The sequence below is a fragment of the Achromobacter sp. NCFB-sbj8-Ac1-l genome, from assembly GCF_052695805.1.
Genome location: NZ_CP199812.1, coordinates 2702878 through 2722864, shown reverse-complemented (window position 1 = coordinate 2722864; position 19987 = coordinate 2702878). Strand labels below are relative to the sequence as shown.

15 protein-coding genes are annotated in these 19987 nt (G+C 68.1%); 11 read left to right on the top strand and 4 right to left on the bottom strand.

Going from position 1 to position 19987, the window contains the following annotated elements:
• Positions 1 to 8: 8 nt before the first annotated feature.
• Positions 9 to 3086, top strand: coding sequence for a multidrug efflux RND transporter permease subunit (locus ACUDP5_RS12545; RefSeq protein WP_445658894.1), 3078 nt, complete (start codon positions 9 to 11; stop codon positions 3084 to 3086).
• A complete protein-coding gene (locus ACUDP5_RS12540) occupies positions 3083 to 6163 on the top strand; it encodes an efflux RND transporter permease subunit (RefSeq protein WP_445658893.1) in 3081 nt (1026 codons plus the stop codon). Before ACUDP5_RS12545 ends, ACUDP5_RS12540 begins: the two co-directional genes overlap by 4 nt.
• Here ACUDP5_RS12540 and ACUDP5_RS12535 read toward each other — a convergent pair.
• Together ACUDP5_RS12535 and ACUDP5_RS12530 are read right to left on the bottom strand one after the other, a co-directional pair.
• Positions 6091 to 6759 (bottom strand): nucleotidyltransferase domain-containing protein, encoded by a 669-nt coding sequence (locus ACUDP5_RS12535; protein WP_445658892.1) that lies wholly within the window; start codon positions 6757 to 6759, stop codon positions 6091 to 6093. The genes ACUDP5_RS12540 and ACUDP5_RS12535 overlap by 73 nt on opposite strands.
• A gap of 195 nt (positions 6760 to 6954) precedes the next feature.
• A complete protein-coding gene (locus tag ACUDP5_RS12530; RefSeq protein ID WP_445658891.1) occupies positions 6955 to 7389 on the bottom strand; it encodes a hypothetical protein in 435 nt (144 codons plus the stop codon).
• A gap of 70 nt (positions 7390 to 7459) precedes the next feature.
• Here ACUDP5_RS12530 and ACUDP5_RS12525 point away from each other — a divergent pair, with 70 nt between their 5' ends.
• Positions 7460 to 8020 (top strand): RNA 2'-phosphotransferase, encoded by a 561-nt coding sequence (locus tag ACUDP5_RS12525; RefSeq protein WP_445658890.1) that lies wholly within the window; start codon positions 7460 to 7462, stop codon positions 8018 to 8020.
• A gap of 110 nt (positions 8021 to 8130) precedes the next feature.
• On the opposite strand, the gene ACUDP5_RS12520 is transcribed toward ACUDP5_RS12525, so the two are convergent.
• The gene (locus tag ACUDP5_RS12520; protein WP_445658889.1) at positions 8131 to 9060 is read right to left on the bottom strand and encodes a LysR family transcriptional regulator; all 930 of its coding nucleotides are present in this window, start codon (positions 9058 to 9060) and stop codon (positions 8131 to 8133) included.
• Positions 9061 to 9293: 233 nt separating this feature from the next.
• On the opposite strand from ACUDP5_RS12520, the gene ACUDP5_RS12515 reads away from it, so the two are divergent.
• The 7 genes from ACUDP5_RS12515 to ACUDP5_RS12485 all read left to right on the top strand — a co-directional run bounded on the left by ACUDP5_RS12515 (position 9294) and on the right by ACUDP5_RS12485 (position 17085).
• On the top strand, positions 9294 to 10703 hold the full coding sequence (locus tag ACUDP5_RS12515) for a M20 family metallopeptidase (RefSeq protein WP_445658888.1): 1410 nt from the start codon (positions 9294 to 9296) through the stop codon (positions 10701 to 10703).
• A gap of 29 nt (positions 10704 to 10732) precedes the next feature.
• Positions 10733 to 11728, top strand: coding sequence for a Bug family tripartite tricarboxylate transporter substrate binding protein (locus tag ACUDP5_RS12510; RefSeq protein WP_445658887.1), 996 nt, complete (start codon positions 10733 to 10735; stop codon positions 11726 to 11728).
• Positions 11729 to 11984: 256 nt separating this feature from the next.
• Positions 11985 to 13595 carry a PepSY-associated TM helix domain-containing protein gene (locus tag ACUDP5_RS12505; RefSeq protein ID WP_445658886.1) on the top strand — a complete coding sequence of 537 codons (1611 nt, stop codon included), beginning with the start codon at positions 11985 to 11987 and terminating at the stop codon, positions 13593 to 13595.
• The gene (locus ACUDP5_RS12500; protein ID WP_263912619.1) at positions 13592 to 13942 is read left to right on the top strand and encodes a DUF3325 domain-containing protein; all 351 of its coding nucleotides are present in this window, start codon (positions 13592 to 13594) and stop codon (positions 13940 to 13942) included. Before ACUDP5_RS12505 ends, ACUDP5_RS12500 begins: the two co-directional genes overlap by 4 nt.
• A 147-nt stretch (positions 13943 to 14089) precedes the next feature.
• Positions 14090 to 16090: a ribonucleoside triphosphate reductase gene (locus ACUDP5_RS12495; RefSeq protein ID WP_445658885.1), complete on the top strand. Its 2001-nt coding sequence runs from the start codon at positions 14090 to 14092 to the stop codon at positions 16088 to 16090.
• 49 nt (positions 16091 to 16139) lie between these two features.
• Entirely contained in the window at positions 16140 to 16322 is a 183-nt protein-coding gene (gene nrdD / locus ACUDP5_RS12490; protein WP_445658884.1) for an anaerobic ribonucleoside-triphosphate reductase, read from the top strand.
• Complete coding sequence (locus tag ACUDP5_RS12485) at positions 16288 to 17085, top strand: anaerobic ribonucleoside-triphosphate reductase activating protein (RefSeq protein WP_445658883.1); 798 nt, start codon at positions 16288 to 16290, stop codon at positions 17083 to 17085. The genes nrdD and ACUDP5_RS12485 overlap by 35 nt, the downstream gene beginning before the upstream one ends.
• Here ACUDP5_RS12485 and ACUDP5_RS12480 read toward each other — a convergent pair.
• Entirely contained in the window at positions 17076 to 18515 is a 1440-nt protein-coding gene (locus tag ACUDP5_RS12480; RefSeq protein ID WP_263912615.1) for an aminotransferase-like domain-containing protein, read from the bottom strand. The two genes, ACUDP5_RS12485 and ACUDP5_RS12480, sit on opposite strands and share 10 nt — an antisense overlap.
• Positions 18516 to 18647: 132 nt before the next feature.
• Between ACUDP5_RS12480 and ACUDP5_RS12475 the strand changes: the two genes are divergently transcribed.
• Positions 18648 to 19937 (top strand): hydroxymethylglutaryl-CoA reductase, degradative, encoded by a 1290-nt coding sequence (locus tag ACUDP5_RS12475; RefSeq protein ID WP_445658882.1) that lies wholly within the window; start codon positions 18648 to 18650, stop codon positions 19935 to 19937.
• Positions 19938 to 19987 lie beyond the last annotated feature (50 nt).

Below are 19987 nucleotides of genomic sequence, written 5' to 3'. Positions count from 1 at the left end.
CGCCCCCCATGAGCCTGTCCCGCCCCTTCATCCTGCGCCCCGTCGCCACCGCCTTCCTGATGCTCGCGCTGCTGCTGTCGGGCATCCTGGCCTGGCGCCTGCTGCCCGTGGCGGCGCTGCCGCAGGTGGACTACCCCATCATCCAGGTCACCACGCCCTACCCCGGCGCCAGCCCCGACGTCACCGCCCGCGCCGTCACCGCGCCGCTGGAGCGCCGCTTCGGCCAGATTCCAGGCCTTTCGCAGATGTCGTCGTCCAGCGGCAGCGGCATCTCGGTGATCACGCTGCAGTTCTCGCTGGACGTGTCGCTGGGCGTGGCCGAACAGGAAGTGCAGGCCGCCATCAGCGCCAGCGGCTCGCTGTTGCCCGATGACCTGCCGACCCCGCCGGTGTACCGCAAGGTCAACCCGGCCGACGTGCCCATCCTGACGCTGGCCGTCACGTCCGATTCGTTGCCGTTGCCGCAGGTCTACGACCTGGTCGACACCCGCATGACCCAGCGCCTGGCGCAGTTGTCCGGCGTGGGCATGGTCAGCCTGGCCGGCGGCCAGCGGCCCGCCGTCAGGGTCCAGGCCAACCCGATGGCGCTGGCCGCGCGCGGGCTGCAACTGTCGGACCTGCGCGACACGATCGCCAAGGCCAACTCCAATCAACCCAAGGGCAGCTTCGACGGCCCGGTGCGTTCGGTCATCATGGACGCCAACGACCAGTTGCAAAGCGCCCAGGAATACCGCGACCTGATCGTGGCCTGGCGCAACGGTGCGCCGGTGCGGCTGGGCGACGTGGCCACGGTGGAAGACGGCGCCGAAGACCGCTACCTGGCCGCCTGGGTCGACCGCCAGCCCGCCGTGCTGGTGAACATCCAGCGCCAGCCGGGCGCCAACGTCATCGCCGTGGCCGACCAGGTCAAGGCGTTGCTGCCGCAACTGACCGCCAGCCTGCCCGCCGCGGTGCAGGTGCGCATCCTGACCGACCGCACCGAGAGCATCCGCGCATCCGTACGGGGGGTGCAATGGGAACTGGCCTTTGCCGTGGGCCTGGTGGTGCTGGTCACCTTCCTGTTCCTGCGCAACCTGCCGGCCACGCTGATTCCCAGCCTGGCCGTGCCGCTGTCGCTGATCGGCACGTTCGGCTTCATGCACCTGGCGGGGTTTTCCACCAACAACCTGACGCTGATGGCGCTGACCATCGGCGCCGGCTTCGTGGTGGACGACGCCATCGTCATGCTCGAGAACATCGCCCGCTATCGTGAACAGGGCCACAGCCCGATGTCCGCCGCGCTCAAGGGCGCCGGGCAGATCGGCTTCACCCTGGTGTCCCTGACCCTGTCGCTGATCGCCGTACTGATCCCGCTGCTGTTCATGGAAGACGTGGTCGGCCGCCTGTTCCGCGAGTTCGCCATCACGCTGGCCGTGGCCATCCTGATATCGCTGGCGGTGTCGCTGACGCTGACGCCGATGATGTGCGCGCGCCTCCTGCCCGCCCACACCGAGCGCCCGCCCGGCCTGCTGGACCGCCTGCAGCAACGCTACGCCGGCTGGCTCGACGCCACCCTGCGCCACCAGCGCCTGACCCTGCTGGCGATGCTGGCCACGGTCGCGCTGACGGGCGTGTTGTACCTGGCCGTGCCCAAGGGCTTTTTCCCGGTGCAGGACGGCGGCGTGCTGCAAGGGGTGACCCAATCCGCGCAAAGCACTTCGTTCGAGGCCATGTCGCGGCGCCAGCAGGCGCTGGCGCAAAGCCTGCTGGGCGACCCCGACGTGGCCAGCCTGTCGTCCTTCATCGGCATCGACGGCATGAACGCCACGCTGAACACCGGCCGCCTGCTGGTCAACCTGAAACCCTGGAGCGAGCGCAGCGCGCCGCTGGCCGACATCATGGCGCGGCTGGACGCGCGGGCCCGCCAGGTGCAGGGCATTTCCCTGTTCCTGCAACCGGTGCAGGAACTGAACATCGAAGACCGCGTCAGCCGCGGCCAGTACCAGTTCACGCTGACCTCGCCCGACAGCGCATTGCTGGCCCGCTGGAGCGCCGCGCTGACCCAGCGGCTGGCTGCCGCGCCGCAATTGGCCGACATCTCGTCCGACCTGCAGGGCGATGGCCGCCAGGCCTACCTGGACGTGTCGCGCGACGCCGCCGCCCGCCTGGGCGTGACGCTGGACGACGTCGCCCAGGCGCTGTACAGCGCCTTCGGCCAGCGCCAGGTCGCCACGCTGTTCACGCAGTCGAACCAGTACCGCGTGGTGCTGGAAGTGGACCGTCGCCTGGCCGCCAGCCCCGACGCACTCGAACGCATCCACCTGCAAAGCAAGGACGGCCAGGCCATTCCGCTGTCGGCCCTGGCCAGCGTCAGCGAACGCGCGGTGCCGCTGGCGGTGAACCACCTGTCGCAGTTTCCGGCCGTCAACCTGTCGTTCAACCTGCCGCCGGGCGGCTCGCTGGGCGAGGCCATCGCCGCCATCGAGGCCGCGCGGCAGGACATCGCCATGCCGCCCAGCGTCGAACTGCGGCTGCAAGGCGCGGCATCGGCCTTCCAGGCCTCGCTGTCCAACACCTTGTGGCTGATGCTGGCCGCCGTGGTCACCATGTACCTGGTGCTGGGCATGCTCTATGAAAGCGCCATCCACCCGATCACCATCCTGTCGACGCTGCCGTCCGCCACCGTGGGCGCGCTGCTGGCGCTGCTGTTGACCGGCCGGCCGCTGGACCTGATCGCCGTCATCGGCATCATCCTGCTGATCGGCCTGGTCAAGAAGAACGGCATCATGATGGTGGACTTCGCGCTGGAAGCCGAGCGCACCCGCGGCCTGGCGCCGCAGGCCGCCATCCGCGAAGCCGCGCTGCTGCGTCTGCGGCCGATCCTGATGACCACCCTGGCCGCGCTGTTCGGCGCCCTGCCGCTGATGCTGGCCACCGGGTCCGGCGCCGAATTGCGCCAACCGCTGGGCTGGGTCATGGTGGGCGGCCTCTTGGTCAGCCAGGTGCTGACGCTGTTCACCACGCCGGCCGTCTATCTGTTCTTCCACCGGCTGGGCCAGCGCCGCCGCGCCGCCGCCCCGGCCGCCGCCGACCGGCCGGCGCCATGATCCGCGCGCTGCTGCACCGACCCATCGCCTGCATTTTCCTGGCGGTGGCCCTGACGCTGCTGGGCGCGGTGGCCTGGCGCCTCCTGCCCGTGGCGCCGCTGCCGCAGGTGGACTTTCCCACCATCGAGGTGCGCGCCGAACTGCCCGGCGCCAGCCCCGAAAGCATGGCCAGCACCGTGGCTGCCCCACTGGAGCGCGCGCTGGGCGCCATTGCCGGCGTCAGCGCGATGAGCTCGTCCAGCAACCAGGGCGCCACCCGCGTGCTGTTGCAATTCGCCCTGGACCGCAACATCAACGAAGCCGCGCGCGACGTGCAGGCCGCCATCAACGCCGCCCGCGCCGAGCTGCCGTCCGGCATGCCGGGCAACCCCACCTACCGCAAGATCAACCCGTCGCAAGCGCCCATCATGGCGCTGGCGCTCAGCTCGCCCACCCGGCCCGCGGGGCAGCTGTATGACCTGGGCGCCACCGTGCTGGCGCAGAAGATCTCGCAGGTCGTCGGCGTGGGTGAAGTGACGCTGGGCGGCAGCTCGCTGCCGGCCGTGCGGGTGCAGGTCAACCCCAACGCCCTGGCCCACTACGGCATCGCCCTGGACGACCTGCGCCAGGCCATCGCCAACGCCGCCCCCATGGGCCCGCAGGGCCAGCTGGACTCGCCCGGCCAGCGCTGGGAAGTCGGCACGCCCGGCCAGCCGCGCACCGCCCACGACTACAACGGCCTGATCGTGCGCCACCAGGACGGCGCCACCACCCGCCTGGCGCAAGTCGCCAAGGTCAGCGATTCGGTCGAAAACCGCTACAGCAGCGGCTTTCACAACCACAACCCATCGGTCGTGCTGACCATCAGCCGCCAGCCCGGCGCCAACATCATCGAGACCATCGCCGCCATCAACCAGGCCCTGCCCGGCCTGCGCGCGCTGATGCCCGCCGACGTCGACCTGACCGTGGTGCTGGACCGCTCGCCCGGCATCCACGCCACCCTGCGCGAAGCCCACCTCACCCTGGCGCTGGCCGTGGGCCTGGTCATCCTGGTGGTCTGGCTGTTCCTGGGCAGCGCGCGCGCCGCCGCCATCCCCAGCGTGGCCATCCCCGTCTGCCTCATCGCCACCTTCGCCGTCATGTACCTGTGGGGCTTCTCGCTCAACAACCTGTCGCTGATGGCGCTGATCGTGGCCGCCGGCCTGGTGGTCGACGACGCCATCGTCGTGCTGGAGAACATCACCCGCCACCTGGAACGCGGGCTGGCTCCGCGCCAGGCCGCGCTGCGCGGCGTGCGCGAAGTGGGCTTCACCCTGGTCGCCATGACCCTGGCGCTGTCCGTCGTGTTCGTCTCGATCCTGTTCATGGGCGGCCTGGTGGAACGCCTGTTCCGCGAATTCTCCATCACCCTGGTCGCGGCCATCGTGATCTCGCTGGTGGTGTCGGTCGCCATCATTCCCAGCCTGTGCGCGCGCTGGCTGCGGCCGGCGCCCCCCGTGGCCGCCCGCCCCTCGCGCCTGCGCGCCGTCTTCCGCCGCGTGCACCATTGGTATGGCGTATCGCTGGCGCGCGTGCTGGGCCATGCCCGCCTGACCTTGCTGCTGCTGGCCGGCGTCATCGGCCTGAACGTCTATCTGTATGCCCAGGCGCCCAAGGGCTTCCTGCCGCAGCAGGACACCGGCCAGCTCGTGGGCTTCGTACGCGGCGACGACGGCTTCTCGTTCCAGGTCATGCAGCCCAAGATCGACGTCTACCGGCAACTGGTGCTGCGGCACCCGGCCGTGCAGGACGTCATCGGCTACAACGGCGGCAGCCTGGGCATCAGCAACTCGCTCTTTCTCATCCGCCTCAAACCGGCCGCCGAACGCGCCGAATCGTCGGCCCAGGTCATCAACTGGCTGCGCGCCAACGCCCCGCCCGTGCCCGGCGGCATGTTCTTTTTGAACGTCGACCAGGACCTGCGCATGCCCGGCGGCTTCGGCAATTCCGGCGACCATGAACTGGCCATCATGGCCAGCGACGTGCCCGCCCTGCGGCAATGGTCGCGCCGCATTTCCCGCGCCATGCAGGACATCCCCGAACTGCGCGACGTCGACGCGGTCGGCGACGCCGCCACCCAGCAGGTGGTCATCCACATCGACCGCAGCGCCGCCCAGCGCCTGGGCGTGGACATGCAGACGATCAGCAGCGTGCTCAGCAATTCGTTCAGCCAGCGCCAGGTCGCCACCCTGTACGACCCCATGAACCAGTACCGCGTGGTGCTCGAACTGGACCCGCGCTACACCGAAGACCCCGAGGTACTGGAACGCGTACAGGTCGTGGCCGCCGACGGCAGCCGCGTGCCGCTCACGGCCTTCGCCACCTATGAACACGGCCTGGTCAACGACCGCGTCTTTCACGACGGCCTGTTCGCCGCCGTGGGGGTGGGCTTTTCGCTGGCCGAAGGCGTGTCGCTGCAACAGGGTCTGGCCGCCATCGACGCCGCCATGGCCAAGCTGATGGTCCCCGCCCACATCCAGACCCGCCTGGGCGGCGACGCCCGCAGCTTCCAGCAAAGCCTGCAGGACCAGCCCTGGCTGATCCTGGGCGTACTGGTGGCCATCTACCTGGTGCTGGGCATCCTGTACGAAAGCCCGCTGCATCCGCTGACCATCCTGTCGACCCTGCCATCCGCTGGCGTGGGCGCGCTGCTCGCACTGCGCCTGGCCAACATCGAATTCACGCTGATCGCGCTGCTGGGGCTGTTCCTGCTGGTGGGCGTGGTGATGAAGAACGCGATCCTGATGATCGACTTCGCGCTGAGCCTGGAACGCCGCGAAGGGCTGACCCCGGAGCAAGCCATCCACCGCGCCGCCCTGCTGCGCCTGCGCCCCATCGTCATGACCAACCTGGCCGGGCTGTTAGGCGCGCTGCCGCTGGTGCTGGGCATGGGCGAAGGCTCGGAACTGCGCCGGCCACTGGGCGTGGCGATTGTGGGCGGGCTGATGATCAGCCAGTTCCTGACGCTGTATACGACGCCGATCGTTTATCTGGCGTTGGAAAGGATGCGGCTGCGGGTGGCGGGGTGGCGCGGGCGGGCGGTGAGGCGGCCGGGATGAGGGGGATGGAGCAATTCCTTCTTCCCTATCAGCATGATGAGAGGCCCATCGAGCACCTCACGGATAAACGGACTATCTTGATCCAACAGCTCGGCATACTGGGCCCGCGTCAGGTCCAGGATGTCCAATGCGCGGCCGGCGTCTGTCATGGCCACTCTCAGTTCGGCCTTGATGCGCCCTGTAATTCGGTCTCCGACCAGCAACAGGTCGATGTCGCTATCGGGACCGGCGTCGCCCCGCGCCATCGACCCAAATACGCACGCGATGTCGATGTCGTCAGCGTAGGCCTCAACGGCCTGCTTCAATGCAGGCACCGCGCCCGCCAACTGTTGAATCAACCGCCGTAGTTCGGGAAAGAAATGCACGTCGTGATTGGCCCGGTAAAGCACCTGGTTGCCACGGCGCGCCCGCGCCAGGACGCCGGCCGCCGTCATATCGATCAGTTCGCGGGCCAATGCCCCACGCGACACGTCAAGCAAGCGAGCCAATTCGCCCGCATGGAATTCTTCGTCCGGCCTCAGGAAAATCAGCGTCAGTAGCTTTTTACGCAAAGTCGCCGGAAAAAGCGCCGTCAAAGCGTCCTGTTTGTCACTCATGGTCTGCTCCCGCAGTAGGACTAGCTCAGATGAGTGTACTCTTTTTGAGTCTGTTTGTTCTCAAAATGAGTCCTTTCGTTCTCAAGATGAGTTTGACGCAAAAGAACGGCCTCTCCCATGCAAAACGCCTCAAATTGAGACCCTTTGTTCTCAATTTGAGGCTCTTTCTTGTTTCCCGCCAGGCAGAAACTGGAGTCAGTCCCAGCACACCGTATAGATGTGGAACCCCGCACCCGGCTCGGGCGCTGCCGCGTGCTTGCCATAGGGCCAGCCGACGATGAGGCCGTCCGCCTCCAGCCCTTCGAGCCATTGCTCGGCCGTTTCCTGCGGGGCCGACGAAATCACGTGGATGTTTTCGGCGGCGGGCCAATCGTCGCCCTCCAGCGCCATGCTCCAATCCTGGTGCAGGCCGACATAGACGCCCTGCACGTCAGGCCGCTGCGCGATGGCCTGGAAATGCGCATGGATCTCGCGGATCGGCGGGCGTCCGTACTCCCACTGATTCGGCGCGATGGATTCTTCCTGGTCGTTGCCGGTGAAGTATTCATCCAGCGTCACCACCGGAAAATGCGCATCGTCCAGCGCATCCAGGGCTTCAAGCTTTTCCAGCAGTTGCTTGCGGGGGTCCATGAGGTCTCCTGTAAAATCATGCGCAGTCGGCACATTCAAGTTGCCGGCGCACAATCAATAACAATAAAAAATGCATAACAAAAAGAATACCGACACCAGCAAGTTTCTCAGCTATATCCTGCGCCACGCGCCCGAATCCATCGGCCTGGCACTCGACCAGGAAGGCTGGGCCGACATCGATCAGCTCATTGCCGCCGCAGCCCAACACGGCCGCCGCCTGGACCGGGACCTGATCGCGGACGTCGTGCGTGACAACGACAAAAAGCGCTTTTCGATCTCGCCGGACGGCGCCCGCATACGCGCCGTGCAGGGGCACACCAGCGATAGCGTCGACATCCAGCACATCGAAAAAGAACCGCCGCCGTTCCTGTATCACGGCACCGCCACGCGCTTTCTTGAATCGATCCAGCAACAAGGCCTGATCCCCGGAAGCCGGCACCACGTGCATCTGTCTCAAGACATCACCACCGCCGTGTCGGTGGGGCAACGCTATGGCAAACCCGTGGTGTTGAAGATCGCCGCCGACCGGATGCGGCAGGCGGGACACGTGTTTTTCCAGGCGGACAACGGCGTCTGGCTGACCGCCCATGTGCCGGTGGGGTTCTTTGATGTGGATGCGGCCGCAGGCTGAGCTCGCCGTATCGATCTTTCACGAGACCCCTCTCACGTCCAGGAAACCCCAATCCCAAAGGAGAACCTCATCTTGAAATTCGAGACCGCAACGGCGCAGGCAGCCCTCTTCTAATCACGCCCACCCCGTTCCCCCTCCGGCGCCCGCGGCGCCGCATTCAAGCGTTCCGCCAGCAACCCCAGAAACTCCCGCGCCAGCGGCGGCAAGGTGCGCCCTTGCAGCGTCACCACCTGGATGCTGCGCTGGCGCATTTCCGGATTGCTGAACGGCACGGCCACCAGCCCCGCGCTGTCCATCTGCCCCATCAACGTCAGATACCCCGACAGGGCCACGATCTGGCTGCCGGGCAGCATCGGCAGAAAGGCCGCCGAATGGTTGGACACGTAGGCCGGTTCGATGTGCAGGCCGGCATTGGCGCAGGCGGCGTCGAACAGCTGGCGCACGGTCGTGCCCGGGTCGCCCAGCGACAGCGGCACCTGGGTCAGGTCGCGCATGCCGATGCTGCGGCGGGTGGCCAGCGGGTGGCGGCGGCACATGATGGCGTAGACCGGGGCGCGGCACAGCAGCTCGGTCTTGAGGCGATCGTCCTGCGCCACGGTATAGCGCAAGGCCATCTGCGACAGGCCTTCCAGCACGTGGCGGTTGACCTCTTCGGGGTGCTCGACCCGCAGGTGAAAGCGCGCTTCGGGGTGGCGGCGCTTGAAGTCGGCCATGCACATGGGCAGAAAGCCGTGGGCAAAGCCCTCGGTGCAGGCCACGCGGATGGTGACATCGCCCAACGCGTTGCGCTGGCGCAGGCCGCTGGCCACGCGTTCGGCTTCCAGCTCGGCCGCGTTGGCGTACGCGGCCAGTTGCAGGCCGGCTTCGCTGAGCGCCATGCCGCGCGCCCGGCGCTCGAACAGCGCCACGCCCAGTTCATCTTCCAGCTTGGAAATCTGGCGGCTGACCGCCGAGGCGGCCACGTGCAGCGCGGCGGCCGCCGCAGCGATGGAGCCGCCGCGCGCAACTTCCAGGAAATATCTCAGACCAAGTGAAATCATGGCAACCTCGTCATGGCAACGCCGTCATCGCAGATCGTCCATCGCCCGTCCGTCATGGATTACCCGCAACGTGCCCCCGCAGCACCCCGCGCGGCAGCGCCCCGCAAGACCCGCCCTCGGGGAAACGCGCCCAATCCATGCCTAAATGGCAATGCTCATATGCGAAATATCTAATTGTGGCACGCGACCAGCCGTAATAACTTTGTGCCTTCGCCGCCTACCCCGAGACCGCAGTGACCCGCGAACAAGCCATCCAGCATGCCACCCAAGCCTATGACGACGGTTCCCTCCTGGCCGAGCTGGCCGGCCGCGTCGCCTACCAGACCGAAAGCGAAGTGCCCGACCAGGGCCCGCGCCAGCATGCCTACCTGAACGACAACCTGGTGCCGGCGCTGACCGAACTGGGCTTTTCCTGTCAGGTGCATCCCAACCCGGCGGGCATGGACCTGCCCATCCTGGTGGCGCGGCGCATCGAAGACCCGGCGCTGCCAACGGTGCTGATGTACGGCCATGGCGACGTGGTGCGCGGCAACGCGGCCAAGTGGGACGCGGGCCGCGACCCCTGGCGCCTGCAGGTCGACGGCGACCGCTGGTACGGCCGCGGCACCGCCGACAACAAGGGCCAGCACAGCATCAATTTGTCCGCCCTGCGCCAGACCCTGCGGGCGCGCGGCGGCACGCTGGGCTTCAATAACACCTGGCTGATCGAGACCGGCGAAGAAGCCGGCTCGCCCGGCTTGGCGGCGTTCTGCGAAGCACACCGCGAGACGCTGGCGGCCGACGTGTTCATCGCCAGCGACGGACCGCGCCTGAACGCCGCGCGTCCCACGCTGTTCATGGGCTCGCGCGGCGCGGTGAATTTCGAACTGTCGCTGCGCGCGCGTGAACGCGGCTATCACTCGGGCAACTGGGGCGGCTTGCTGGCCAACCCCGCCATCGTGCTGTCGCACGCCATCGCCTCGCTGGTGGACGCCCGCGGCCGCATCCAGGTCGAGGGCCTGCGCCCGCCCCCCATCCCGCCAGCCGTGGCCGCGGCGCTGGCCGACCTGGAAGTGGGCGGCGGCGCGGACGACCCCGAGATCAACGCGTACTGGGGCGAACCGGGCCTGTCGGCGCCGGAAAAGGTGTTCGGCTGGAACAGCCTGGACGTGCTGACCTTTGGCGCGGGCGACCCGGCCAAGCCGGTCAACGCCATTCCGCCCGAGGCCGTCGCCTGGTGCCAGTTGCGCTTCGTGGTGGGCACCGACTGGAAGGCGCTGGAATCGCACGTGCGCGCGCACCTGGACCAGGCGGGCTTCCCCGACGTGAAGATTCGCGTGGGCATGCAGGCCGGCGCCACCCGCCTGTCGCCCGACAACGCCTGGGTGCGCTGGGCCGCGGCCTCGCTGGAACGCACCACGGGCCGGCGCCCGGCGCTCTTGCCCAACCTGGGCGGCTCGCTGCCCAACGACATCTTTGCCGACCAGCTCGGCCTGCCCACCCTGTGGGTGCCGCATTCGTATCCGGCCTGCGCGCAGCATGCGCCCAACGAACACCTGCTGGGCAGCGTGGCGCGCGAAGGGCTGGCGATCATGGCGGGCCTGTTCTGGGACCTGGGCGACCAGGGCGCGGCCCTGCGCCAGAAAGCCGCGCCTGCCGCCTGACCGATTTCCCCACGATCTTCGACCCGTCCATGACTGCCCCTACGCTGAACCGCCTGTCCGCCGCCGCCCTGCTCGCGGCGACCCTGCTTGCCACCACCTGGACCCACGACGCCCGCGCCGCCTATCCCGAACAGGCCATCAAGCTGGTCGTGCCCTTCACGCCCGGCGGCGCCACCGACGCCGTGGCCCGCCTGCTGGCCAACAAACTGTCGGGCAAGCTCGGCCAGGCCGTCATCGTCGAAAACCGCCCGGGCGCCTCGACCGTCATCGGCGCCGACGCCGTGGCGCGGGCCCAGCCCGACGGCTACACGCTGCTGCTGTCGGGCAGCACCACGTACACGGTATTGCCGGCGCTGAAACCTTCGCTGCCCTACGACCCTCGCAGCAGCTTCGAACACATCGCCATCGTGGCCCTGGCGCCCGTGGTGCTGCTGGTGCAGAACAGCGTGGCGGCCCACACCGCCCAGGAAGCCGCCGAACTGGCCCGTCGCCAGAGCGCCAGCGGCGGCCTGATGTACGGCACCTTCGGCCCGGGATCCGCGCCGCACCTGGTGGGCGAAATGTTCGCCGAAGCCGCCGGCGCCAAGATGACGCCGGTGCCCTACAAGGGCAGCGCACAGTTCATCACCGCGCTCATCGGCGGCGAGATCGCGTTGGGCGTGGATACGGTGTCGTCCGCCGCGCCGCAGGTCAAGGCCGGCAAGGTGCGCGCCCTGGCCGTCACCGGCGAGCACCGCGTGCCGCAATTGCCCGACGTGCCCACCTTCATCGAAAGCGGCCTGCCCAGCGTGTCGATGGTGGGCTGGTACGGCCTGGTGGCGCCGGCCCGCACGCCCGCCCCGGTGCTGGATACGCTGAACGCCGCCGTGTCCGACATCATGCAGGACCCGCAGGTGCGCCGCGCGATCACCGATCTGGCGCTTGAACCCGTATACCTGCCCAGCCCGGCCTTCAAGGCCCGCATGGAAGACGAACTGCGCACGTTTGGCGAAGTGGGTCGGCGCGCCGATATCAAGCTGGACTGAGGCCTGGGCAGGCGGTTTCGTCACCCCGCGGGCTTGACGCCGCCATCCCCTGACAGACCGCGCTTCTCGCGACGCCGCCGGCCTTTGGCCGGTGTATCCCTGCCAGGAAAACCGGGCCGCACATCGCTGCGGCCCGCCCCACTCCGACCCCATTTAGACTAGAATCGGAACCATTCTCAATAAAATGCCCCGCGCCCCGTCTGTGGCCGCGTCGACAATAAAGAGGCTCGTTCTGAAATCCGGTTTCCGCTTATCCATGGCCTGGCTGCACACCTGGGTCGGCCTGTGGTTTTCCTGGCTGCTGTTCGCGGTCTTCCTGACCGGCACGCTGGCGGTGTTTTCCGAGGCCATCACGCATTGGATGACACCCGAGCATCACGCCGCCGAAGCCCGGGACGCGCAGCAGACGCCCGCCCCCGTCAACCGTGAACGCCGGCTGGAACTGGCCGTGCAATACATGTCGCGCCACCACGCGGGCGCCGGCATGTGGGAGATCTGGCCGGTCGACCGCTTTCACGACAATGGCCTGGTGGCCTATTGGTTCGACAAGAACGGCCAATACGCCGACGCCGAGCTGGATCCCGACACGGGCCAGGCACTCGCCGAGGATTCCCACGGCGCCGCCCGCGCCACGATCGGCGGCACGCACTTCGTCGACTTCCACTACACCCTGCACACCGATCCCGTCGGTCTGTGGATCGTGGCCTTCGCGGCCATGGCGATGCTGGTGGCGATGGTGTCCGGCGTGGTCACGCACAAGCGCATCTTCAAGGACTTCTTCACCTTCCGCGTCAAGAAAGGCCAGCGTTCGTGGCTGGACGCCCACAACGCGACCGCGGTGCTGACGCTGCCATTCCAGTTCATGATCGTCTACACCGGCATCGTCATCTCGAGCGTGACGCTGATGCCCGCGCCGATGGTGGCGGCCTATGGGTCCGGCACGCAAGCGTCGCGCCAGTACCTGGCCGAGCTGATGGGCGAAGACAAACCCGCGCCCACCGGCACGCCCCTGGCCACGCCGGCCCTGGAGCCGCTGGTCGCCCGCGCCGAGCAGATGATCGGCCAGAGCGCCCGCGCCATCGTCATCAACAACCCCGAAGACGGCGCCATGCGCATCGGCGTGTATGGCTGGAACGAAGACGCCGACACCTACCGCTCGATCAGCAACACCACGGGCATGGTGGAGTTTTCCGGCGCGACCGGTGAAGTGCTGCGCATGCGTCCGCCCGGCGGCGTGCATGGCGGCAGCGCGTCGCTGACCCGCCAGGTCATGTCCGACCTGCACATGGTCAAGTTCGGCGGCGCGGCCATGAAGTGGCTGTACTTCCTGTGCGGCCTGGCCGGCGCCGCCATGATGGGCACGGGCGCCGTGCTGTTCATGGTCAAGCGCCGCGCCAAAATGGGCAACGAATTCGGCGCCGCCACCGCGCGCGTCTACCGCCTGATCGAAGGCCTGAACGTGGCGGCATTGGCGGGGCTGGCCATCGCCTGCATCGCCTATCTGTGGGCCAACCGCCTCTTGCCTGTGTCGCTGCCGCAGCGCGCGGGCTGGGAAGTGCGCGTGTTCTTCATCGTGTGGGCGCTGACGTTGGCGCATGCCTGGCTGTGCACGCCGCGGCGCGCCTGGATCGGGCAACTGGGTCTGTTGGCAGCGCTGTGCCTGCTGCTGCCCGTGCTGTCGCTGGTGACGCTGGGCGATCATCCGCTGGCGCAGATCGGCCGCGGCGACTGGGAAAGCGCCGGCGTCGAACTCACCGCCATGGCCACGGGCCTGGCCGCCGGCTGGGCTGCGATACGATTGCGCAACAGCCCCTTGTCGGCGCCCCCGCCGCGCAAGACCCGCGCGCAACAGGAAGCCGCAGCATGAATCTGAACGACGCATTCGGCATCGCCATGGCGCTGCTCTTGACCTATTCCGGCATGGCCTGCCTCAGCCTTGCCATGCCGCGCCACTACGATCAGGTCTGGGGCCGCGACCCCAAGGCCGGCCACACCCGCGTGCTGCGCGGCGCCGGCATCCTGCTGCTGCTGCTGGCGCTGCTGCCCTGCGTGGGCCTGTGGGGCAACACCGTGGGCGTGGTGGCCTGGCTGGGCTGGCTGTCGGCCGGCGCGCTGCTCTGGGTCGGCATGCTGTCGTGGGCGCCGCGCCCGGCGATGGGCACCGCGGCGTTGGCGGTGGTGATTTCCCTCGCGGGCATCAGCTTCGGGTTCTAGGCTGACGCCGTCCAATTGCGCCGGCGCGGGGCCGCCCGGCGCCATTTGACCCGCATCAAACCCGGCCGACAAACAGCGCGGCCAAGTCGCATTGAGCACCATAGGTGGTGGTAGAGTTTTCTCACCCCACAACATATGGTGCCAGCGATGCAACTCGAACACATCCTCAAGCGCGACGGCCGGGTCGTGGAATTCGACCACGCCAAGATCGCCGCGGCCATCGCCGCCGCCGGCCGCAGCACGGGCGAACTGGACGCCGACATCGCCTTGGCGCTGACCGCCGCCGTGATCGACGCGCTGGCCGCCGACGGCAATGTCTGCCCGGGCGTGGAGACCATCCAGAACCAGGTCGAAGAAACCCTGGTGCGCGCCGGCTACTGGCGCACCGCCCGCGCCTACATCGTGTACCGCGAACAGCACGCCCGCCTGCGCGCGCTGCGCCACACGCTGGTGGACGTGGAAAGCGCCATGGAGGAATACCTGGAACAGCGCGACTGGCGCGTCAACGCCAACGCCAACCAGGGCTACAGCCTGGGCGGACTGATCCTGAACGTGGCCGGCAAGGTCACCGCCAACTACTGGCTGTCCAACGTCTTCACCCCCGAGGCCGGCCGCGCCCACCGCGAAGGCGACCTCCACATCCACGACCTGGACATGCTCAGCGGCTATTGCGCCGGCTGGTCGCTGCGCCAGTTGCTGACCGAAGGCTTCAACGGCATTCCCGGCAAGGTCGAATCCACGCCGCCGCGCCACATGTCGGCCGCCATCGGCCAGATCGTGAATTTCCTGGGCACGTTGCAGAACGAATGGGCCGGCGCCCAGGCGTTCAGTTCGTTCGACACCTACATGGCGCCCTTCATCCGCCGCGACGCGATGACCTATGCCGAGGTCAAGCAGGCCATGCAGGAACTGATCTACAACCTGAACGTGCCCAGCCGCTGGGGCACGCAGACGCCCTTCACCAACCTGACCTTCGACTGGACCTGCCCGGCCGACCTGAAGGACCAGATTCCCTACGTGGGCGGCGAGGAAATGCCCTTTGCCTACGGCGATCTGCAGGTCGAAATGGACATGATCAACCGCGCCTACATCGACGTGATGATGGCCGGCGACGCCAAGGGACGCGTCTTCACCTTCCCCATTCCCACCTACAACATCACGCCCGACTTCGACTGGGACCACCCCAACACCACGCGCCTGTTCGAGATGACGGCGCGCTACGGGCTGCCTTACTTCCAGAACTTCCTCAATTCCGACCTGGAACCGCACATGGTGCGATCCATGTGCTGCCGCCTGCAACTGGACCTGCGCGAACTGCTCAAGCGCGGCAACGGCCTGTTCGGGTCGGCCGAGCAGACCGGATCGGTCGGGGTGGTGACGGTGAACTGCGCCCGCCTGGGGCATACCTGCAAAGGCGACGAGGCCGCGCTGATGGCGCGCCTGGACCACCTGCTGGGGCTGGGCCGCGACGTGCTCGAAACCAAGCGCAAAGTGGTGCAGCGCTATATCGACCAGGGCCTGTATCCCTACACCCGGCGTTACCTGGGCACGCTGCGCAACCACTTCAGCACGCTGGGGGTGAACGGCATCAACGAGATGATCCGCAACTTCAGCGGCGACACCGACGACGTCACCACGCCCGCCGGCCACGCGCTGGCCGTGCGCCTCCTGGACCGGGTGCGTCAGCGCATGACGCAGTTCCAGGAAGAAACCGGCCACCTCTACAACCTGGAGGCCACGCCGGCCGAAGGCACCACCTACCGCTTCGCCCGCGAAGACAGAAAGCGCTGGCCCGACATCCTGCAGGCCGGCACCGCGGCCCAGCCCTACTACACCAATTCCAGCCAACTGCCCGTGGGCCACACCGACGACCCGTTCGAAGCGCTGTCGCTGCAGGAAGCGCTGCAAGGCAAGTACACCGGCGGCACCGTGCTGCACCTGTACATGAACGAGGCCGTGTCGTCGGCCGAGGCCTGCAAGGCGCTGGTGCGGCGCGCGCTGTCGAACTTCCGGCTGCCCTACATCACCGTCACGCCCACGTTCTCGATCTGCCCCAACCATGGCTACCTGGCCGGGCACCACGAGTTCTGCCCGAAGTGCGATGCCGAACTGCAAGCCAAACAGACGGCGTGCTGCACGCCCGCTTGAATTTTTTCACCGGACGATCCCCGCCCGGCCCTACACCAAGGAACCTGCCATGCAAACCTTGATCTCTCCTGAAACCACCGCCCCGCAGGCCCTGCCCCTGGACGACAGCCAGCGGGTGCGTTGCGAAGTCTGGACCCGCGTCATGGGCTATCACCGCCCCGTCTCTTCCTTCAACACCGGCAAACAGGGCGAATTCAATGAACGCCGCTTCTTCGTCGAACGGCGTGCCTGACGCGCCCGGCGGCCGCCCGGCCGCGCCGGCTGCGCGCCGCCAGGCACTGCGCGTAGTCCGGGCCGCGCCGCCGCGTCCGGTGGCGCAGCCGCTGCCGCGCCATTGCCCGGCGGTGGGCGGCCTGACGCCGTTTTCCACCGTGGACTGGCCCGGCACGCTGGCCGCCGTGGTCTTCATTGCCGGCTGCCCCTGGCGCTGTCACTACTGCCACAACCCCGAATTGCAGACCCGCGCCGCGCGCTATGACTGGCGCGACGTGCGCGCCTTCCTGGACACCCGCCAGGGCTTGCTGGACGCGGTGGTGTTCTCCGGCGGCGAACCGCTGAGCGAACCGCGCCTGCCCTCGATGATCCGCGAAGTGCGCCGCATGGGCTTTCGCATCGGCCTGCACACCGCCGGCATCTATCCGCTACGCCTGGCCGATGTCATGCGTTACCTGGACTGGGTGGGCCTGGACATCAAGGCCGATGCGCAGGGCTATGACGACATCACCGGCCGGCGCGACTCGCAACGCCCCGCCCAGGCCTGCCTGACGCAATTGCTGACGGCCGGCATGGATTTCGAATGCCGCATCACCTGGCATCCGGACTGGCTGAGCGAAACCCGCCTGCTGGCCCTGGCCGGCGAACTGGCGCGCCGCGGCGTGAAACGCTTTGCGGTGCAAAGCGCGCGGTCCAGCGCCGACGCCGCGCCGGCCTGGCACCTGACCGCCCCCGCGCAGGCCACGCTGCAGGGCCTGTTCGAACCGTTCGCCTATCGCTGAACGCGGCGCCGGCCGGACTGGCCCAGCCGCGCCGCCAGCGCCGTCTGGAAGCGCGGCGACACCACCGCGCCCACGTTGCAGCGCGACCACGGCGACACCGCCGTCGGGTCCACGCTGAAGACGCGGCCGGGCGCCATGATGACTTTTTCCGGCATCAGGTCCTGCGCCAGCGTCAGTGAATTTTCCACGCCGGGAAACGCCGACCACAGATACAGCGAACGGGTGGGCCGCACGTACACGTCGGCCCCCAGCGCATCCAGCACGTGCAGCGCATTGCGGGTGGCGGCTTCCAGGCGCTGGCGCAGCCGCACCAGGTGGCGTTCGTAATGGCCGTCGCGCAGCATCACATCCACCATGCGTTCGCAATATTCCGAACTGCTGACGTGCACCAGCGCCTTCAGGTCGGCCAGGTCACTGGCCAGCGCCGCGCCGCAGGCGATGAAGCCCACCCGCAACGCCGCCGAAAACGACTTCGAAAAGCTGCCGATGTAGACCGTGCGCTCCAGCTGGTCCAGCGCCGACATGCGCACCGCCGACGTCGGCTTGAAGTCGGCCAGGGGGTCGTTCTCGACCACGACCAGGTTATGGCGTTCGGCCAGTTGCAGCAGCTTGTAGGCCTTGGCCGGCGAGATATCGGACCCGGTGGGGTTATGCGCCAGCGACTGGGTGAAGAACAGGCGCGGCTTCTCGCGTTGCAGCAAGGCTTCCAGTACGGCCAGGTCGGGGCCGTCGGCCAGGCGCGGCACGCCCAGCATGCGCACGCCCGCCAGCTTGAGCTTGCCGAACAGCGGGTAGTAGCCCGGGTCGTCCACCAGCGCCGCCGCGCCCGGCGGCAGGAAGTAGCGGATCACCAGGTCCATGGCTTCGTTGGCGCCATGGGTCAGCACCAGTTGCGACGGCGCCGCGCTGATGCCCACGTCGCCCAGCTTGCGCACCAGGCTTTCGCGCAGCGGCGCATAGCCGAAGCGGCTGCCGTAACGGAACAAGGTACCCAGCCCCGTGCGCACCACCTTCTGGTGGTAGCGGTCCATGCGCATGTCGGCCAGCCATTCCACCGGCGGAAAGCCGTCGCCCGCGGCGATGGCGTCAGGCTGCGTCTTCAGTTGTTCGCGCATCAGCCAGACGATGTCCATGGCGCGGCTGAGCTGGCCCGGTTCTTCGTCGGCCGCGCGTTGCGCCGGGCCCGTGTCCAGCACGTAGAAGCCGGACCCGCGGCGTGGCTCGACCAGCCCGCGCGCCACCAGCATTTCAAACGCCACCACCACCGTGTTCTTGGCGTAGCGATGCAATTGCGCCAGCTCGCGCAGCGACGGCAGTTTGTCGCCCGGACGGTAGACGCCGTCGGCGATCTGGCGGCCGATCAGGCGGGCCAGGCTGTCGGCGATGGGAGCGGCGCGCGGGGCGCGGCCCAGGGGATTGTCGTCGTCCACGGGGTGGGATTCCAGTCGGGAGCAGGCCAAAATTGGTGCAGTGCAATGGTACTGTTCGTCCAAACTGTACCTCTGAATGCCGGTACAGTTTACCTAGAATCTGGCCACCTGATTCTTATATGGAGACATGCCATGGTGGCCGATTCACGCCTGCCGAACTTCCGCGCCCTCACCCCCGCCCAACGCCTGTCGGCCATCGCCGATGCCGCCGACCTGACGCCGGAAGAACGCCAGTTGCTGGCCGAACCCGGCGCGCTGGGCCTGGACCGCGCCGACGGCATGATCGAAAACGTCATCGGCGCGTTCGAGCTGCCGCTGGGCGTGGCCGGCAACTTCCAGATCAACGGCCGCGACGTGCTGGTGCCCATGGCGGTGGAAGAGCCGTCGGTGGTCGCGGCCGCCTCGTTCATGGCCAAACTGGCGCGCAGCGGCGGCGGCTTCGAAACGTCCAGCACCCGGCCGCTGATGCGCGCCCAGGTGCAGGTGCTGGGCCTGACCGACCCGCACGGCGCGCGCCTGGCGCTGCTGCGCGAACGCGAGCGCATCGTGACGCTGGCCAACAGCCGCGACAAGGTGCTGATCGGCCTGGGCGGCGGCTGCCAGGACATTGACGTGCACGTGTTCGCCGACACGCCGCGCGGCCCCATGATCGTGCTGCACCTGATCGTGGACGTGCGCGATGCCATGGGCGCCAACACCGTCAACACCATGGCCGAAGCCGTGGCCCCGCTGGTCGAGGAAATCACCGGCGGCTCGGTGCGCCTGCGCATCCTGTCCAACCTGGCCGACCTGCGCCTGTCGCGGGCCCGCGTGCGCCTGACCCCCGACGTGCTGGACACCAAGGAACGCAGCGGCGCCGAGATCATCGAAGGCGTGCTGGACGCCTACACCTTCGCCGCCATCGACCCCTACCGCGCCGCCACGCACAACAAGGGCATCATGAACGGCATCGACCCGGTCATCGTCGCCACCGGCAACGACTGGCGCGCCGTCGAAGCCGGCGCCCACGCCTACGCCTGCCGCGACGGCCGCTACACGTCGCTGACGCACTGGGAAAAGGATGCCTCGGGCGCCCTGGTCGGCACGCTGGAAATGCCGATGCCGGTCGGCCTGGTGGGCGGCGCCACCAAGACGCATCCGCTGGCGCGCATCGCGCTCAAGATCCTGGCGGTACGCTCGGCCCAGGAACTGGGCGAGATTGCCGTGGCCGTCGGCCTGGCGCAGAACCTGGGCGCGCTGCGCGCCCTGGCCACCGAAGGCATCCAGCGCGGCCACATGGCGCTGCACGCGCGCAACATCGCGCTGACGGCAGGCGCCGTCGGCGCCGAAATCGACGCCATCGCCAAACGCATGGCCGCGGAACACGACGTACGCACCGACCGCGCCGTGGCACTGCTGGAGGAACTGCGTAAACCGGCCTAGGGGCTGGCATCGGCCGGCGGCCCACCGCCGGCCGCACAAGAACAGAGGCG